Below are 14,663 nucleotides of genomic sequence, written 5' to 3'. Positions count from 1 at the left end.
GCCTGCCGTACCGTGCCCATGGTTGGGCAACCGGTCCAGAGTACTCCACGCGGGCCCTCGGGCCCAAACCCTACGGCCCGACGGCGGTGCGTGGGCTTGGCCACATCTTCTCACCGCCGGCCGTGGCCGGGTGGGCGCACCCGGACCTGCGCGGGGCGCGGCGCTGTCGGCGCCGGGCGATAGCATCGCGGGGGAGGGATGCAGATGGCCGAGAAGCCCACGCCGACCAAGGAGTTCAGCCGCCTGGTCGGTCCGGGTGCTGCCAAGGCACTGGTCACCCTCGGCATCACCGACCAGCGCGGTCTGCTCTTCCACTTCCCGCGCCGGTACCTCAAGCGCGGCGAGTACACCACGCTGTCCGAACTGCGGGTGGGGGAGAACGTCACCGTTGCCGCCGAGGTAGTGGACTTCTCCTCCCGTCGCGCCCGCAGCGGGACGATGACGCTGGTGGACGTCACGGTCAGCGACGGACGCACCCGGCTCCCGATGCGCTTCTTCGCGCGGCACCAGGGCACCGTCCACGGGCTGGCGCACGCCTTGACGGTCGGCACCTCGGCGATCTTCTCCGGGGAGGTGGAGAACTTCAACGGCACCATCCAGCTCAAGCACCCCGAGTTCGAGCCGTTCGACACCGGCGACGTCCTCGACGATCTGCGCGCTGCCCACGAGGCCGAGCGGCCGGTCCCGGTCTACCCGGCAACGGCGAAGGTCAGTTCGCTCCTGATCAGGCGGGCGATGCGCATGGTGGTGGACCCGCTGCACGACGGCGAGGTCAACGACCCGGTGCCGCCCGAGATCGTGGAGCGCCGGGGCATGCTGGACGCGACCCAGGCGATGCGGATGATCCACCGTCCGCATGCGGAGGCCGACTACCGCCGTGCCCAGCACAGGTTCCGCTACACCGAGGCGTTCCTGCTGCAGACCGCCCTGGCCCGCCGGCGCGCGGACATCGCCGCCTACGAGGCCACGCCCCGCCCACCGCGGCCCGGCGCCCTGCTGGACGCGCTCGACACGCAGCTGCCGTTCGCCCTGACCGGCGGTCAGCTCGAGGTGGCCGCGGAGATCTCCGCGGACCTGGCCGCCCCCAGCCCGATGCAGCGGCTCCTGCAGGGCGAGGTCGGGTCCGGCAAGACGGTGGTGGCACTTCGGGCGATGATGCAGGTCATCGACGCCGGCGGGCAGGCGGCGCTGCTCGCACCGACGGAGGTGCTCGCCCAACAGCATGCCCGGTCCATCCGGAACCTGCTCGGCCCGCTCGGCGAGGCCGGCATGCTGGGCGGCGCCGCCGACGGCACCCGGGTGGCGTTGCTGACCGGTTCGCTGAGCGCGGCCCAGCGGCGGCAGGCGCTCGCGGACGCGGCCTCCGGGGCGGCCGGCATCGTCATCGGCACGCACTCGCTCCTGAACGAGAAGGTCCAGTTCGCCGACCTCGCACTCACCGTGATCGACGAGCAGCACCGGTTCGGGGTGGAGCAGCGGGACGCCCTGCGGGCCAAGGGGCGCACCGTGCCGCACCAGCTCTACATGACCGCCACCCCGATCCCGCGCTCGGTCGCGATGACGTTCTTCGGCGACGTCGAGGTGTCCACCCTGCGGGAGGTGCCCGCCGGTCGCTCGCCGATCACCACGCACCTGGTCCCGGTGGACAAGCCGAAGTGGGTCGCGCGCACCTGGCAGCTGGTCGCCGAGGCGGTCGAGCGGGGCGAGCGGGCCTATGTGGTGGCGCCTCGGATCACCGCGAACGGCGGCGACGACGGCGCGGACCTGCTCGATGCACCCGACGACAAGCGTCCACTGGCCACCGTCGAGGAGGTCGCCGAGCTGCTCGAGGCCGAACCGGTGCTCTCCGGGATCGCCGTCGGCGTGATGCACGGCCGGCTTCCGAGCGATGAGAAGGACGCCGTCATGGCGGCGTTCTCCACCGGCCGCACGCCCGTGCTGGTCACCACCACGGTCATCGAGGTCGGCGTGGACGTGCCAGAGGCGTCCGTCATGGTCGTCATGGACGCGGACCGGTTCGGGCTGTCCCAGCTGCACCAACTCCGCGGCCGGGTGGGCCGGGGCAGCGCACCGGGTACCTGCCTGCTCGTCACCGGCGCCGCCGAGGACACGCCGGCGCTGCAGCGGCTCAAGGTCCTGACCGAGACGACCGACGGCTTCGTGCTCGCGGAGAAGGACCTCGAGCAGCGCCGCGAGGGGGACGTGCTCGGCGCGGCGCAGTCCGGCCGCGGCAACTCCCTCAAGCTGCTCCGGGTGTTCACCGACCGGGGCGTGATCGAGGAGGCCCGCGAGGACGCGCGTAGGCTCATCGCCGAGGATCCCAACCTGGTCCACCACCCGGACCTGTTGGTCGCCATCACCCAGCTCGTCGACCCGGACCACGAGGAGTTCCTCGATCGTGCCTGAACGGCCCTACCCCCTGGAGTTACCCGACCGTGGCTAAGAAGCAGACGTCCGCCCCCATGATCCGCGCGGACAAGGTCAGCGTCGGCTACGGCTCGGACATCGCCAGCGCCGTCTGCCCGCCCATCTCCGTCAGCATGAAGGCGGGCGAGGGCCTGGCCGTCGTGGGCGCGAACGGCACCGGCAAGTCGACCTTCCTCCGCGCCGTCGCAGGCCTCCTGGACGTCCTCGGCGGGCAGATCAACGTGTTCGGTCGCCCCGTCGACGAGCGCACCCGTCGGTTCCGCGCCGACGTCGCGATCGTGCTCGACGAGGACTCCTACCTGCCGGCCCTCACCGTCCGCGAGCATCTCCTGCTGACCGCCCGCGGGCACGGCATGGAGCGCGTCTCGGACCTGGTCACCGGGATCATCGAGGAGTTCGGGCTCACGGCCCGCCAGCAGGCCGCACCCACGGCACTGTCCTCCGGGCAGCGGCGCCGGCTGCTGCTCGCCTCGGCCTTCGTCCGGCCCCGCCGGCTGATGGTCCTCGACGAGCCCGAGCAACGTCTCGACTCCGGCATGCGCGACCGCCTCGCGGAACGGCTCGCCGCCGAGCGCAAGACCGGCGGCGGCGTGGTCATGGCCACCCACGACCCGGTCCTGGTCCGAGTGGTCGCCACACGTGCGGTCCTGCTCGGCGAGGAGGAGGTCCGGGTCGTCAGCCCCGAGGTCGCAGCCCAGGCGATCGAGGCGATGTGAGCACCACGGACACCGGCGAGGATCGGCCGACCGACGAGGACGGCGTCCCCGACGACGCCTGGCCCACCGGCCGGCAACTGCGCTCGCTGACCAGGGACGCGACCGAGGCGCACACCGGCGGGAACTTCTTCGAGGTGATCTCCGAGGTCTACTCGGTGGTCTTCAGCGCCGCCATAGCGCTGGCGGTCGCGCTCGGCGCCGTGCAGGGACTGAACGCCACGATCACCACCGGGCCCGAGGTGCACACCCTCGACCCGACCTGGCTCGCGGTCGTCGCAGCCCTCATCGTGGCCGGCGCGGTCGTGGGGCTGGCCGGGCGGATCGGGCCGATCGGGATGGGTGGCGGTCAGGCCGTCTGGTGGCTGACGACGCCGGCGGACCGCCGCGGACTGCTGCGCCCTCGGTCGGTGCTGGTGCCGATCATGGGCGCCGTGGTCGGCGCGGCAGGTGGCCTCCTGATCGCGTTCCTGGCGCTGGGGGAGCCCGGCCCCGCGCTCGGGTCCATCGTCGCCCTGTGCACCCTCGCGGGCGCGGCGCTCGCGCTCGCCGTGGCCGCCGGCCAGGTGCAGCTCGGCAACAAGCGAGCAGCACGGGTGCGTCCCGCAGCCCTGATCGGGGACATCCTGATGGCCGCGGGCCCGCTGCTCGGGCTGATCCTGGTGTTCGTGCGGCCCCCGCCCCTGAACCTGCCCAGTGGCACCGTCGCCGTGGTCGCCATCGCCGTGCTCGCGGTCCTGGTGGTGGCCCTGGTGGTCCGGGTGGACACCGGCCTGAACGCCATCTCAGGGCGGGAACTACGGGCCCGCGGCGCCGTGTCGGCGTACGCCGCCGGGGCGGTCACCTCGGTGGACACCCGTGAGCTCGGCCGTGCCCTGAGCGTGAGCACCGCCCCGGACCAGCGTCGCCGCTCGGCGCGGCTGTCCTGGGTGCGCGGTCCCATCAGTGCCATCGTCACCGGGGATGCACTGGTGCTGGCCCGTTCTCCGCGGCACCTGATCCAGATCGCCGTGGCGGCGTCCGTTGCGCTGATGGCACTGCTCGCCGGCTGGCCCACCGGCGTGAACGTGGCGATGCTGCTGATCGGTGGCTACCTGGCTGCCATGGCCACGGCCGAGAGCGCCCGCCGCGCCGAGATGGCGCCGGTGCTGGACCGCTTCTTCCCGATCTCCGCGTTCGACGTGCGCCGGGTCCGCATCATCCTGCCGGGCGTGATCATGGTGCTCTGGTCCGCCGGGGTGTTCGCCGTCTGGGGTGCCACGCATGGCAGCCTGCCCGGCTGGATCGTGCTCGGCGTGATCGCGGCGCCCACCTTCGCCGCAGGTGTGGTCCGGGCCGCGTACCGGAAGCCGCCGGACTGGACCAAGCCGCTGGTGACGGGCCCGATGGGACCGGTGCCGCCCGGTGTGCTGCTGGCGTTCGCCCGCGGGCCGGACCTGGTGGTGCTCTGCCTGATCCCGACGCTCATCGCGCTCATCGCGTTCGGGCCGACCTTCGTGCTCGTCTGGCTGCAGGCCGCCACCTCGGCGATCGCGTTCGCCATCGCGACCCACGTGAAGGACGAGAAGAAGCCGTCGATGATGGAGCGGGCCACGGAGGCGCAGAAGGCAGCCGGGGCGCGATGACGAGGATCGTGGCCGGCACCGCCGGTGGCCGGGCGCTCAAGGTGCCCGGCACCGGGACCCGGCCCACCAGCGAGCGGGTCCGGGAGGCCCTGTTCTCGCGGCTCGATCATCTCGGCGTGGTTCGCGGCGCCCGCGTGCTGGACCTGTACGCCGGCTCCGGCGCGCTCGGGCTTGAGGCCGCCAGCCGCGGCGCCGCCGAGGTGGTCGCGGTCGAGGCCGCGAAGGCGGCCGCGGCGCTGTGCCGGTCCAACGCCGCGCAGGTGGGCCTGGCGGACCGGGTCCGGGTGGTCGCGACCCGGGTGGAGCGCTACCTCGACGGCGGCCCGCCCGGCAGCCCGTTCGACCTCGTGCTGCTGGACCCGCCCTACGACCTCGGCGGACTCGACGAGGTGCTGGCCGCACTCGCCGCCCCGGGCTGGCTCGCTCCGGGCGCCGTGGTCGTGGTGGAGCAGGCCCGGCGGTCGGGCGAACCCACCTGGCCGGAGGGACTGACCCCGGACGGTGAGAAGACCTACGGCGACACGACGCTGTGGTTCGCGACCACCACTGACCTCACCCGCTGAGATCGCACGTGCTCGCCTGATCTCGCCCCCGCGGATGGGCGAGATCGGCGCGTCGGCCACTAGGTGAGCGAGAGGGGAGCGCTCGACCCCCCACTCTCCTGCGCGATCAGCGACTGGACGAGTTCGCGCGGGAGACCGTGGGTCTGGTGCAGATACTCGAAGTCGTGTTGGTCGAGCGTCTTCCGGAACCGGTCGCTGCCGAGGATCCGCCGGCCCCGCTGGAGCAGGTCGGTGAACCGGACCTCCTCGTCGAGGAGCACCTGCTGCACCAGCGTGACGCCCTCATCCTGGTGGAAGTGTCGCAGCGTGTGCTCGACCACCTCCACCGGCAGATCGACGAGCGTCCTGGACTGATCGAAGCGCCACAGCAGGGTCAGCACCCGCCGGATCAGCCGGCGCAGCACGTAGCCGCGACCGGTGTTCGACGGTCGGACGCCGTCGCCGATGATGACGATGCTCGAACGCAGGTGGTCGATCACGATCCGTTCGGACTCCTCGTCCAGCTTCCAGAGCTCGGGTAGGAGCCGCATCCATGGCTCGAACCGGTCGGTCTCGTAGACGGACCGCTTGCCCTCGAGCAGCATGCTGAGCCGCTCCAGGCCGAGGCCGGTGTCGATGTTGTGCTGCGGCAGCGGTTCCAGTGACCCGTCCTCCTGCTGGCGGAAGCGCACCATGACGTGGTTCCACACCTCGATCCAGCGGTCGTCCGTGGTCGGCGTGCCCTCCGGTGAGCCATCTCCGGTCCACAGGAAGATCTCCGAGTCCGGGCCGCACGGACCGGTCGGGCCGTTCGACCACCAGTTGTCCTCGGTGGTCAGCTCGATCGGGAGTCCGAGATCTTGCCAGGTGCGCAGCGACTCCAGGTCCGCCTCGACCCGGTCGTCGCCACCGAAGACGGTGACATGCATCCGCACCGGGTCGACGCCGAGCACGTCATGGAGGAACTCGTATCCCCACCGCAGGCTCTGCTCGCTGCCGTAGTCGCCGAGGGACCAGGAGCCGAGCATCTCGAACACCGTGAGATGGGTCGGATCGCCGACCTCATCGAGGTCGGTGGTCCGCAGGCACCGCTGGACCCCGACGAGCCGTCGCCCGAGTGGGTGCGGCTCACCCTCCAGGAACGGAGTCAGCGGATGCATGCCCGCGGCGGTGAAGAGGACGGGGTCGCCGGGTCGCGGGATCAGCGAGGATCCCGTGGTCGGGATGTGACCGCGCTGGACGAAGTAGTCGATGAAGGTCTTCTCGAGGCTCAACGGAGTGGTCCTTTCGGGGGAGGACCGGAAAGACCAGCTGGCCAGGTGCGAACAGCACAACACCGGCTGACCGTTTCCGGTCGCCGGTGTGGAAGGGGATGTCAGGCAGCGGCAGCCGGCGAGCGAGGAGCTCGGGCGGCCGCGGCGAAGCGAGACATCTGGTGCATGTCGTCAAGCGTACCGGAACGGCCCCGGCGTCGGCGCGCCCATTTCTGGGGCGCGGCGTGCTCGCTATCGTGAGGGCCGTGGCTCAAGAGATCTCGTTCCGTTCCGACGTGTCCGTCGAACTCGTCCGCTCCAGCGCGTCGGACTCCGACGTCCTCTTCGCCGCCAGGGTGTCGACGCAGGGCGAGAAGACCCTCGGGGCCGCCCAGGACGAGAGCCTCGACGCCTCCCGCTCGAAGGGCCTGATCAACTACCTCATGCGCGACCGTCACGGGTCGCCGTTCGAGCACAACTCGATGACGTTCTACGTGCAGGCGCCGATCTTCGTCTTCCGCGAGTTCATGCGGCACCGCATCGCCTCCTACAACGAGGAGAGCGGTCGGTACCGGGAGCTCAACCCGGTCTTCTACGTGCCCGGCCCCGAGCGCAACCTCGTGCAGGTGGGCAAGGCCGGTGCCTACGACTTCCTGCCCGGGACCCCCGAGCAGACGGACCTGGTCTCCGCCGAGGTTCGCGCCGTCTGCACGGAGGCCTTCGGCTCCTACCAGCGGATGCTGGACGCCGGTGTCGCCCGCGAGGTCGCTCGCATCGTCCTGCCGCTCACGATCTACTCCTCGATGTACGTGACGATGAACGCCCGCGCGCTCATGAACTTCGTCTCCCTGCGCACGAAGAACGAGGGCAGCCGATTCCCGTCGTTCCCACAGCGTGAGATCGAGATGGTGGCGGAGAAGATGGAAGCCTTCTGGGCCGGCCTCATGCCGCTCACCCACGAGGCCTTCAACGAGAACGGCCGGGTCGCTCCCTGAACGAACCGGTCAGGTGGGATCGGTGAAAGAGACCGGCTTGCTGGTGGCGTGGGCATAGGCGATCTCCCTGCTCGTGGACTCGCCGAGGTACCCACCTGGGTTGACGACCAGAACCCGGTCAGCCAGGTCGATCTTGCGCAGGTGGAGGGCGCCCAGCGCGGTCTTCTGCTCGTTGGTGATCAACTCGTCCGTCTCCTGACCCTCGGGCCGCAGGAAGACGGCTGGCGAGACGACGATGACACCTGCGAGGGTCAGAGCACGGTTCGCCGCACTCATCTCGGCCACGAACCTGGCGGAGCCGCAGATGCAGACGATCTCAGGTCGGTCCGGCACGGCTCAGTCCTTCGGTCGAACGGGAAACCGTCGGTGTGCGCGCAGGTGTCACGGACGGGCACAGGAGCCACGATTCTACGCAGCCGGACGAGACACCTAACCCTGTCTACGCTTGGGGGCAGCCCGCACGTGGATCCGTTCCCCCTGCGGTCCGAAGATGCTCAGCAGCTCCGTCGGTCCCGGGCCGGGGTTGCCGAACCAGTGCGGGGTGGTCCGGCAGTTGAACTCGGCCACCTCACCCTCGGTCAGCACCACGTCGTGCTCGCCGAGGATCAGCCGAAGCCGCCCGCTCAGCACGTACAGCCACTCGTAACCCTCATGGGTCTGCAGGTCCGGCGGCGTGACGACGTCGACCGGCGGCAGGATCAGTTTCGCCGCGAGCTGACCGCCGACCCGCCTGGTGAGCGGCACGTGCGCCACACCGTGGTGGACGACGGGCCGGATGTGGACGCGCGGGTCCGCGGTCTCGGGTGCGCCGACGAGGTCGTCGAGGGTCACCTGATAGGCGCGGGCGAGCGGCAGCAGGAGCTCCAGCGTCGGGCGCCGCTGCCCGGTCTCCAGGCGGGACAGGGTGCTCACCGAGATTCCGGTGGTCTGCGACAGCTCGGTCAGGCTGGTGCCGCGTCGGGTACGCAGGGAGCGCAACCGCGGGCCGACGGCGTCCAGCACGTCGCCGAGCTCGCTCGCTTGGTCTGTGGTCGTCATGGGACGAGTTTGCCAGACCGGCAAAGATCGTTGCCGCTCGCGGCGGGGTGGTGTGAACTACTAACGAGACCAATTCTCAACAGTGCCGGCTGTTCCGGTCTACCGACCCCAGGAGCCTTCATGCAGACGAACTCGAACCCGATGCCCGGCACGAACCCCGACGAGCCCGGACTGCGCGGGGGCTACGACGTGGTGGTGATCGGCGGCGCGGCCGCGGGTCTGAGCGCCGCTCTGACCCTGTCCCGCGCTCGTCGCAGCGTCCTCGTCGTGGACGCCGGGCAACCGCGCAACACGCCCGCGGACGGCGTCCACAACTACCTCGGCCGGGAGGGCACACCGCCCGGTGACCTGTTGGCCATCGGCCGCGCCGAGGTGCGCGGCTACGGCGGCGAGATCACCGCCGGGGTCGTCACCGCCGTCGGGCGGGCCGAGACGGACGGCTTCGAGATCACTCTGGCCGACGGCCGTAGCACCGGAGCCCGGCACGTGCTCCTCGCGTCCGGTGCCCGCGATGAGCTGCCGGACGTCCCAGGCCTGGCGGAGCGCTTCGGTCGGGACGTGCTGCACTGCCCGTACTGCCACGGCTGGGAGGTCCGGGATCTCCCGATCGGGGTCCTCGCGTCCTCGCCGATGGCGATGCACCAGGTGCTGCTGCTGCGGCAGTGGAGCGCGGACGTGACGCTGTTCCTCAACGACGTGCTCGAGCCGAGCGAGACCGAGTGGGAGCAGCTGACCGCGCGGGGAATCGCGGTCGTCGACGGCGCCGTCGCAGCGGTGGAGAGCGCCGACGACCGGCTCACCGGGGTCCGGTTGGCGTCCGGCGCGTTCGTGCCAAGGTCGGCCCTGGCCGTGCAGACCCGGGTGTTCGCGCCGGTCGGTCCCCTCGAGGGTCTGGGGCTGCAAGCGGAGGAGTTCCAAATGGGCGAGACCCTGTTCGGGACCTACCTGCCCACCGACGGCAAGGGCGAGACGTCGGTGCCGGGGATCTGGGCGGCCGGGAACGTCGCCGATGTGAGCACGCAGGTGATCACGGCGGCCGCGGCCGGGATGCGGGCCGGTGCGCAGATCAACGCCGCCCTGGTGGCGCAGGACACTGCGGCGGCGGTCGAGGCGGCGCGTGCGGGCCGGACGGCACCGGTGCCGGTTCCGGTGCCGGTGCCGCAAGCCTGACCCCGGTTCTCCTGGTGGACCGCGGCGATGTCGGTCAGGAAGAGGCGGGCAGCGCGGCGTGCCGGTGCAGGTGCCCCCGCAGGACCTCGTGGCCCTCGCCGATCGTCCATTGCACGGCGCGCAGTCCGACGTGACGGGCACCTCCACGTTGCGTGCCAGACCCCCAGGATGTCGCCGTAGGCGTGCTCGAGCCCCCACCGGGCGACCACCTCGCCGAGCAGATCGGGCCAGTCTCCGTCACCGGCGAGGGTCGGCCGTTCGGCGCACCAGGCGTCCCGGAGGAACTCCTCGGTGCGTTCCGGCACGATCTGGCCCATCGCGCGGACCCAGCCACCGGGTAGGTCCTGGAGGACGCCGTCGGCGTCCCAGAGCACAGCGGCGACGGCCGGTCCGGCGGGACTCGGCTCTGGGCCGGTCATCGGTGGCGGGCGCCCGTCATGGTCGGGGTCCGGTGGCCCACGGCGCCCCGAGCTCGGCGAACGTCGCATACTCGCTCGCGACCCGCTCGCACCACACCTCCACGTCGGCGACCTCCGGGTGGCGGCCATGCTCGTCGTCGCGCCACTGCACGAACTCGGCTGCGATCGGCGTGGGGTCCGGCGCGGTGCGGACCGCCTCGAGCACCCGGATGAACGCGCCGGTGTCCCGGGCGTCGGCGACCAAGGGGGCACCGGTCGTGATGTGGTCGACGAGGTTGCGCTGCAGGCTGGTCCGCTCGAAGGTCTCGGTGCGTTCGCCGTCGGGGGTGCGGACGGTCAGGACGTCGTCGGTGTAGCGCAGCTCGGCGGTGCCGCGGGTGCCGCGCACGATCAGCCTCGGCGCGCGCTGGGTCGCGGACGTCAGGGAGAGCCCGAGCGCGACCGGGATGCCACTCGTGGTGCGCAGCCGCACGGCCGAGGTGTCGTCTGCCTCGATGTCGTGCGCGTGGTACAGGTCCACGACCACCTCGGCGACGTCCGTCGTGGTGGTCGCGCCCGCGAGCCGCAGTGCCGTGGCCACGGCGTGCGCGAGCGGGTTCGTGACGGCGCCGTCGACCACCGCGACGCCGTCCAGGGTGCGCCGCCCGGCCCAGCGGGAGCGGGCGTAGTACCGGGTGTCCCGCAGCCACGTGCCGACGCCACCGACGCCGACGAGCTCGCCGATCTCCCCGCCGGCGATGAGCGCGTCGATGGCCGGCAGTGCGTGCGACCCGAAGCTCTGGAAGCCGACCTGCACCGACCGGCCGGTCTCGGCCGAGACTGCGATCAGCTCGTCGAGCTCGGCGAGGGACGCCGTGGTCGGCTTCTCCAGGAGCACGTGGGAGCCGGCCCGCAGCGCCTCGACCGCGAGCGGCAGATGCGTGTGGATCGGCGTCGCGATGATCACGACGTCCGGACTCTCGGCGGCCAGGAGCGCGGTCAGGTCCGGGTACGCACGAGCCGTCGGGGGGACGTTCTCGGCACCCTCGGCGCCGCGCGGGTCGGCCACAGCGATGACCTCGGCGAGGCCGTCCGCGGTCAGCTCGACCAGCTCGCGCAGGTGGTGGCTGCCGAACCCGTGGATCCCGACGACGGCGAACGTGGTGGTCATGCCAGTTGCTCCAGCCGGTCGTAGTGGACCTGGGCGGTCTCGGGCGACAGGTCGCCGTCCACGAGGAGTGCCCACAGGTGCAGATCGAGGCTCGTCCCGGCGGCGATCGTGCGGGGCGCGTCCCAGGCGAGAGCCGGTCCGGCGCCGACGTACCCCTGCGTGCGCACGAACCACGGCAGCACCCGCTCGCGCGGCTGCGCGAGCAGCAGGGAGACCGGTCCGGTCTCGCGCGCCTGGGTGAGCAGGAGCCAGGGCGCCGTCGAGCCCAGGGGAGGGCCGCCGTCGGCCGTGGTGGCCGTGGTGGCGACCGATGCGGCGGAGAGCCGCCAGAACAGACCGCCGTACCCGGCGCCGGTGCGACCGCGGGTGGCCGGCGAGCCGACCTCGAGGTCGTCGGCGTCGGCGTGCAGCGTGCTGTGCCAGCGCAGTGCCCAGGCCGGGTGCTCCGGGAGCAGGTCGGCGGTGATCTCGCGGTCCTCGGTGAGGACGTGCGCGCCGTCGCTGCCGAGCCACTCGAGGGTCTCGGTGATGCGGTGGTCGGTGGTGTCGCTGCTGCGCGGGACCTGCCGCCCGTGGTTCTCGAGCAGCTCGTAGCCGGTCGGGTGCACGTAGGAGGCGCCGCCCCAGAACATGTGCCCGTTCACTTCGACGACGGCGTTGCTCACCCCGTAGTGGTGGCGGTGGTCCTCCGGTTCGACCTCGGTGAGCACGGTGCCCTCGAGCGTGGTCACCGGGTGCAGGTAGGGCCGGGGGGAGAGGTGCTCGGCCAGGTCCTGGCCGTCGTGGTAGGTGGCGACGGCGCGCGCACCGATGTGCAGTGCGGTCACGGAACTCCTTCGGTTGCCTCGGGTCCGCGTCCTGACGAGATGCGGGCACAGCTGATGCGGACATGCTAGCGGAAACCGCTTACCGGGTCGCCCTGGCACGGGGTGGTCATGGGGTGGGTCCCGCGGCACGCGGCGCAGCGATAGGTTCGGGCGAGAAGCCGCGATCGTCCGTCGAAACGGACGAGACCACCTGGCACGACCTGAAGGGCGCCCCGTGAGCACCGACCAGCAACCACCCACCGCCGTCGTGCTCACCGGGGTGGGGCGCTACGCGGACCCGTGGCACGACTTCGCGGGCACGTCGGCTCAGATCGTGGCGCTGCTCGGGGAACTTGGCGTCTCCGCCCGGGTCAGCGGCACGGACGAGGCCGCCTTCGCGTTCGACCACGTGTCCCTGCTGGTGGTCGATGCCGGTGGGGGCAGCACGCCGGCGCCGGAACTGGCGCAGGGGCATGCGCGGGAGGCGGCGCTCGCGTTCGCCCGCGCCGGCGGGCCGGTCCTGGCCACGCACGCGGCGTCCAACACGTTCTTCGAGACACCCGAGTGGGCCGAGGTCCTCGGTGGCCGATGGGTGCCGGGTACCTCGATGCACCCGCCCCTGGACACCACCGTGGTGCGGGTGGTCGGTGCGGACCACCCGATCACCGCCGGGCTCGGCGACTTCGAGGCCACCGACGAGCGGTACTCCTACCTCGAGACGGCGCCGGACGTGACGGTGCTCGTCACCCATGCCCACGACGAGCAGGACCACCCGCTGGTCTGGGCGCGCGAGCGGGCCGGTGCCCGCGTGGTCTACGACGCGTTCGGCCATGACCCGCGCGCGTACGCCCTGGCCGGGCGCATCGAACTCCTGCGGCGCGAGGTGGACTGGCTGCTGCGCCGCACCTGATGACGCAGCGCCACGTGCGGCTCAGGTGACGGCACCGACATGCCAGGGGATGAACTCCTCCTGGCCGATGTCCAGGTCCTCGCTGACGGTCTGCTCGCCGGAGGCCACCGCGATGATCTTCTCGAAGATCTCCCGGCCCACGTCGGGCAGGGAAGCCGTGCCGTCGACGATCCGGCCGCAGTTGATGTCCATGTCCTCCGACATCCGGTCGTACATCTCGGTGTTCGTGGCGAGCTTGATCGAGGGGGTCGGCTTGCACCCGAACACCGAGCCACGGCCGGTGGTGAAGCAGACCACGGTCGCGCCACCGGCCACCAGCCCGGTCACCGAGACCGGGTCGTAGCCGGGGGTGTCCATGAACGTGAAGCCCTTGTCCGTGATGGGCTCGGCGTACTCGTAGACCGCCGTCATCTCGGCCGTGCCGCCCTTGGCGACCGCGCCGAGGGACTTCTCCAGGATGGTGGTGAGCCCGCCGTCCTTGTTGCCGGGGGAGGGATTGTTGTCGAGGGTGCCCTCGCCTGCCTCGGTGTAGGCCTTCCACCACTCGATCCGGTCCAGCAGCTTCTGACCCACCTCGGGGGTCGTGGCCCGGCGGGTGAGCAGGTGCTCGGCGCCGTAGACCTCGGGGGTCTCGGCGAGCACGGACGTCGCACCAGCTGCCACGAGCATGTCCGAGGCCACGCCGAGGGCCGGGTTCGCGGTGATCCCGGAGTAGCCGTCGGAGCCGCCGCAGTTCAGGCCGAGGACCAGGTGGGAGATGTCCGCGGGGGCACGGGTCGCCTCGTTGACCCGGGGAAGCATCTCCTTGATCTTCTCGACGCCGGCCCGCACCGTGGCGCGCACGCCGCCGCTGTCCTGGATGGTCATGGTCTCCACGAGCAGCCCCTCGGGCAGGTCAAGACCCTCCGCGAGGGAGGAGACCGGGATCATCTCGCAGCCGAGGCCGAGGACCAGCAGTCCGCCGAAGTTCGGGTGCTGGGCGTACCCGCGCAGCGTCCGCAGCAGCATCTGCCCACCCTCGGAGGAGGGCACCAGGCCGCAGCCGCTCTGGTGGGTGATCGCCATGACGCCGTCGACGTTCGGGTAGGCATCCATCGCCATGCCACGGAACTGGTCCGCGATCATCTTCGCCGCGCTCGCCGAGCAGTTCACGGACGTGATCACGCCGATGAAGTTGCGGGTCGCCACCCGGCCGTCCGCGCGATGGTAGCCGAGGAACGTCCGGGGCAGGTCCGCCGGCGCCTCGGGCGTGACGCGGGCCGTGCCGAACTCGTGTTCGCGCTCGGTGGCATCCATGCCCAGGTTGTGGGAGTGGATGTGCTCGCCCGCCGCGATCGGCGCGGTCGCGCGGCCGATGGACTGCCCGTACTTGAGGACCTGGCCACCCTCCGCGACGTCGAGGACGGCGAGCTTGTGCCCGCGGGGCACGTCCACCAGGACGGTCAGCGGGGCGCCGTCGGTCAGCGTCAGCGACGTGCCGGCGGCGAGGTCGCGGGTGGCCACGGCCACCGAGTCGTCGGGGCGCAGCAGCAGGGCGACGTCGCGCAGGGGCAGGGGGAGGTCGGTCATCGATGAGCCTTTGCAGACGGGGGACGGCAAACGTGCCGCAACCGTT

14 protein-coding genes are annotated in these 14,663 nt (G+C 71.6%); 8 read left to right on the top strand and 6 right to left on the bottom strand.

Annotated elements, in window-relative coordinates; translation table 11 throughout:
• The first annotated feature begins 204 nt into the window (after positions 1–204).
• Genes GKS42_RS16630 through rsmD form a run of 4 tightly spaced genes read left to right on the top strand, consistent with a single transcriptional unit; the run spans position 205 to position 5,328 of the window.
• Positions 205–2,406: an ATP-dependent DNA helicase RecG gene (locus GKS42_RS16630; RefSeq protein ID WP_154794839.1), complete on the top strand. Its 2,202-nt coding sequence runs from the start codon at positions 205–207 to the stop codon at positions 2,404–2,406.
• 29 nt (positions 2,407–2,435) lie between these two features.
• Positions 2,436–3,143 (top strand): ABC transporter ATP-binding protein, encoded by a 708-nt coding sequence (locus GKS42_RS16625; protein ID WP_232847706.1) that lies wholly within the window; start codon positions 2,436–2,438, stop codon positions 3,141–3,143.
• Complete coding sequence (locus GKS42_RS16620; protein ID WP_154794838.1) at positions 3,140–4,765, top strand: DUF6297 family protein; 1,626 nt, start codon at positions 3,140–3,142, stop codon at positions 4,763–4,765. Before GKS42_RS16625 ends, GKS42_RS16620 begins: the two co-directional genes overlap by 4 nt.
• The gene (gene rsmD, locus GKS42_RS16615; RefSeq protein ID WP_154794837.1) at positions 4,762–5,328 is read left to right on the top strand and encodes a 16S rRNA (guanine(966)-N(2))-methyltransferase RsmD; all 567 of its coding nucleotides are present in this window, start codon (positions 4,762–4,764) and stop codon (positions 5,326–5,328) included. The genes GKS42_RS16620 and rsmD overlap by 4 nt, the downstream gene beginning before the upstream one ends.
• 59 nt (positions 5,329–5,387) lie before the next feature.
• On the opposite strand, the gene GKS42_RS16610 is transcribed toward rsmD, so the two are convergent.
• On the bottom strand, positions 5,388–6,581 hold the full coding sequence (locus GKS42_RS16610; protein WP_154794836.1) for an alanine--tRNA ligase-related protein: 1,194 nt from the start codon (positions 6,579–6,581) through the stop codon (positions 5,388–5,390).
• A 245-nt stretch (positions 6,582–6,826) separates the two neighbouring features.
• Between GKS42_RS16610 and thyX the strand changes: the two genes are divergently transcribed.
• A complete protein-coding gene (thyX, locus tag GKS42_RS16605; RefSeq protein ID WP_232847705.1) occupies positions 6,827–7,555 on the top strand; it encodes an FAD-dependent thymidylate synthase in 729 nt (242 codons plus the stop codon).
• Positions 7,556–7,564: 9 nt separating this feature from the next.
• Here thyX and GKS42_RS16600 read toward each other — a convergent pair whose 3' ends face one another.
• Positions 7,565–7,888: a hypothetical protein gene (locus GKS42_RS16600; protein WP_154794834.1), complete on the bottom strand. Its 324-nt coding sequence runs from the start codon at positions 7,886–7,888 to the stop codon at positions 7,565–7,567.
• Positions 7,889–7,984: 96 nt separating this feature from the next.
• Positions 7,985–8,593, bottom strand: a complete 609-nt coding sequence (locus GKS42_RS16595) for a helix-turn-helix domain-containing protein (protein ID WP_154794833.1) — start codon at positions 8,591–8,593, stop codon at positions 7,985–7,987.
• A gap of 120 nt (positions 8,594–8,713) precedes the next feature.
• On the opposite strand from GKS42_RS16595, the gene GKS42_RS16590 reads away from it, so the two are divergent.
• Positions 8,714–9,763, top strand: coding sequence for an NAD(P)/FAD-dependent oxidoreductase (locus GKS42_RS16590; RefSeq protein WP_354002666.1), 1,050 nt, complete (start codon positions 8,714–8,716; stop codon positions 9,761–9,763).
• Between the two features lie 182 nt (positions 9,764–9,945).
• Positions 9,946–10,104: a hypothetical protein gene (locus tag GKS42_RS16585; RefSeq protein WP_154794832.1), complete on the top strand. Its 159-nt coding sequence runs from the start codon at positions 9,946–9,948 to the stop codon at positions 10,102–10,104.
• Positions 10,105–10,198: 94 nt separating this feature from the next.
• On the opposite strand, the gene GKS42_RS16580 is transcribed toward GKS42_RS16585, so the two are convergent.
• Positions 10,199–11,332, bottom strand: coding sequence for a Gfo/Idh/MocA family protein (locus GKS42_RS16580; protein WP_154794831.1), 1,134 nt, complete (start codon positions 11,330–11,332; stop codon positions 10,199–10,201).
• Entirely contained in the window at positions 11,329–12,159 is an 831-nt protein-coding gene (locus GKS42_RS16575) for a DUF6807 domain-containing protein (protein ID WP_168217872.1), read from the bottom strand. The genes GKS42_RS16580 and GKS42_RS16575 overlap by 4 nt, the downstream gene beginning before the upstream one ends.
• Positions 12,160–12,373: 214 nt before the next feature.
• On the opposite strand from GKS42_RS16575, the gene GKS42_RS16570 reads away from it, so the two are divergent.
• A complete protein-coding gene (locus tag GKS42_RS16570) occupies positions 12,374–13,048 on the top strand; it encodes a ThuA domain-containing protein (RefSeq protein WP_154794829.1) in 675 nt (224 codons plus the stop codon).
• Positions 13,049–13,069: 21 nt separating this feature from the next.
• On the opposite strand, the gene GKS42_RS16565 is transcribed toward GKS42_RS16570, so the two are convergent.
• Positions 13,070–14,617 carry a UxaA family hydrolase gene (locus GKS42_RS16565; protein WP_154794828.1) on the bottom strand — a complete coding sequence of 516 codons (1,548 nt, stop codon included), beginning with the start codon at positions 14,615–14,617 and terminating at the stop codon, positions 13,070–13,072.
• Positions 14,618–14,663 lie beyond the last annotated feature (46 nt).

Source organism: Occultella kanbiaonis (genome assembly GCF_009708215.1).
Taxonomy (GTDB): Bacteria; Actinomycetota; Actinomycetes; order Actinomycetales; family Beutenbergiaceae; genus Occultella; species Occultella kanbiaonis.
Note: the sequence above shows the minus strand (reverse complement) of the source record. Positions and strands in the feature narration are given on the sequence as shown.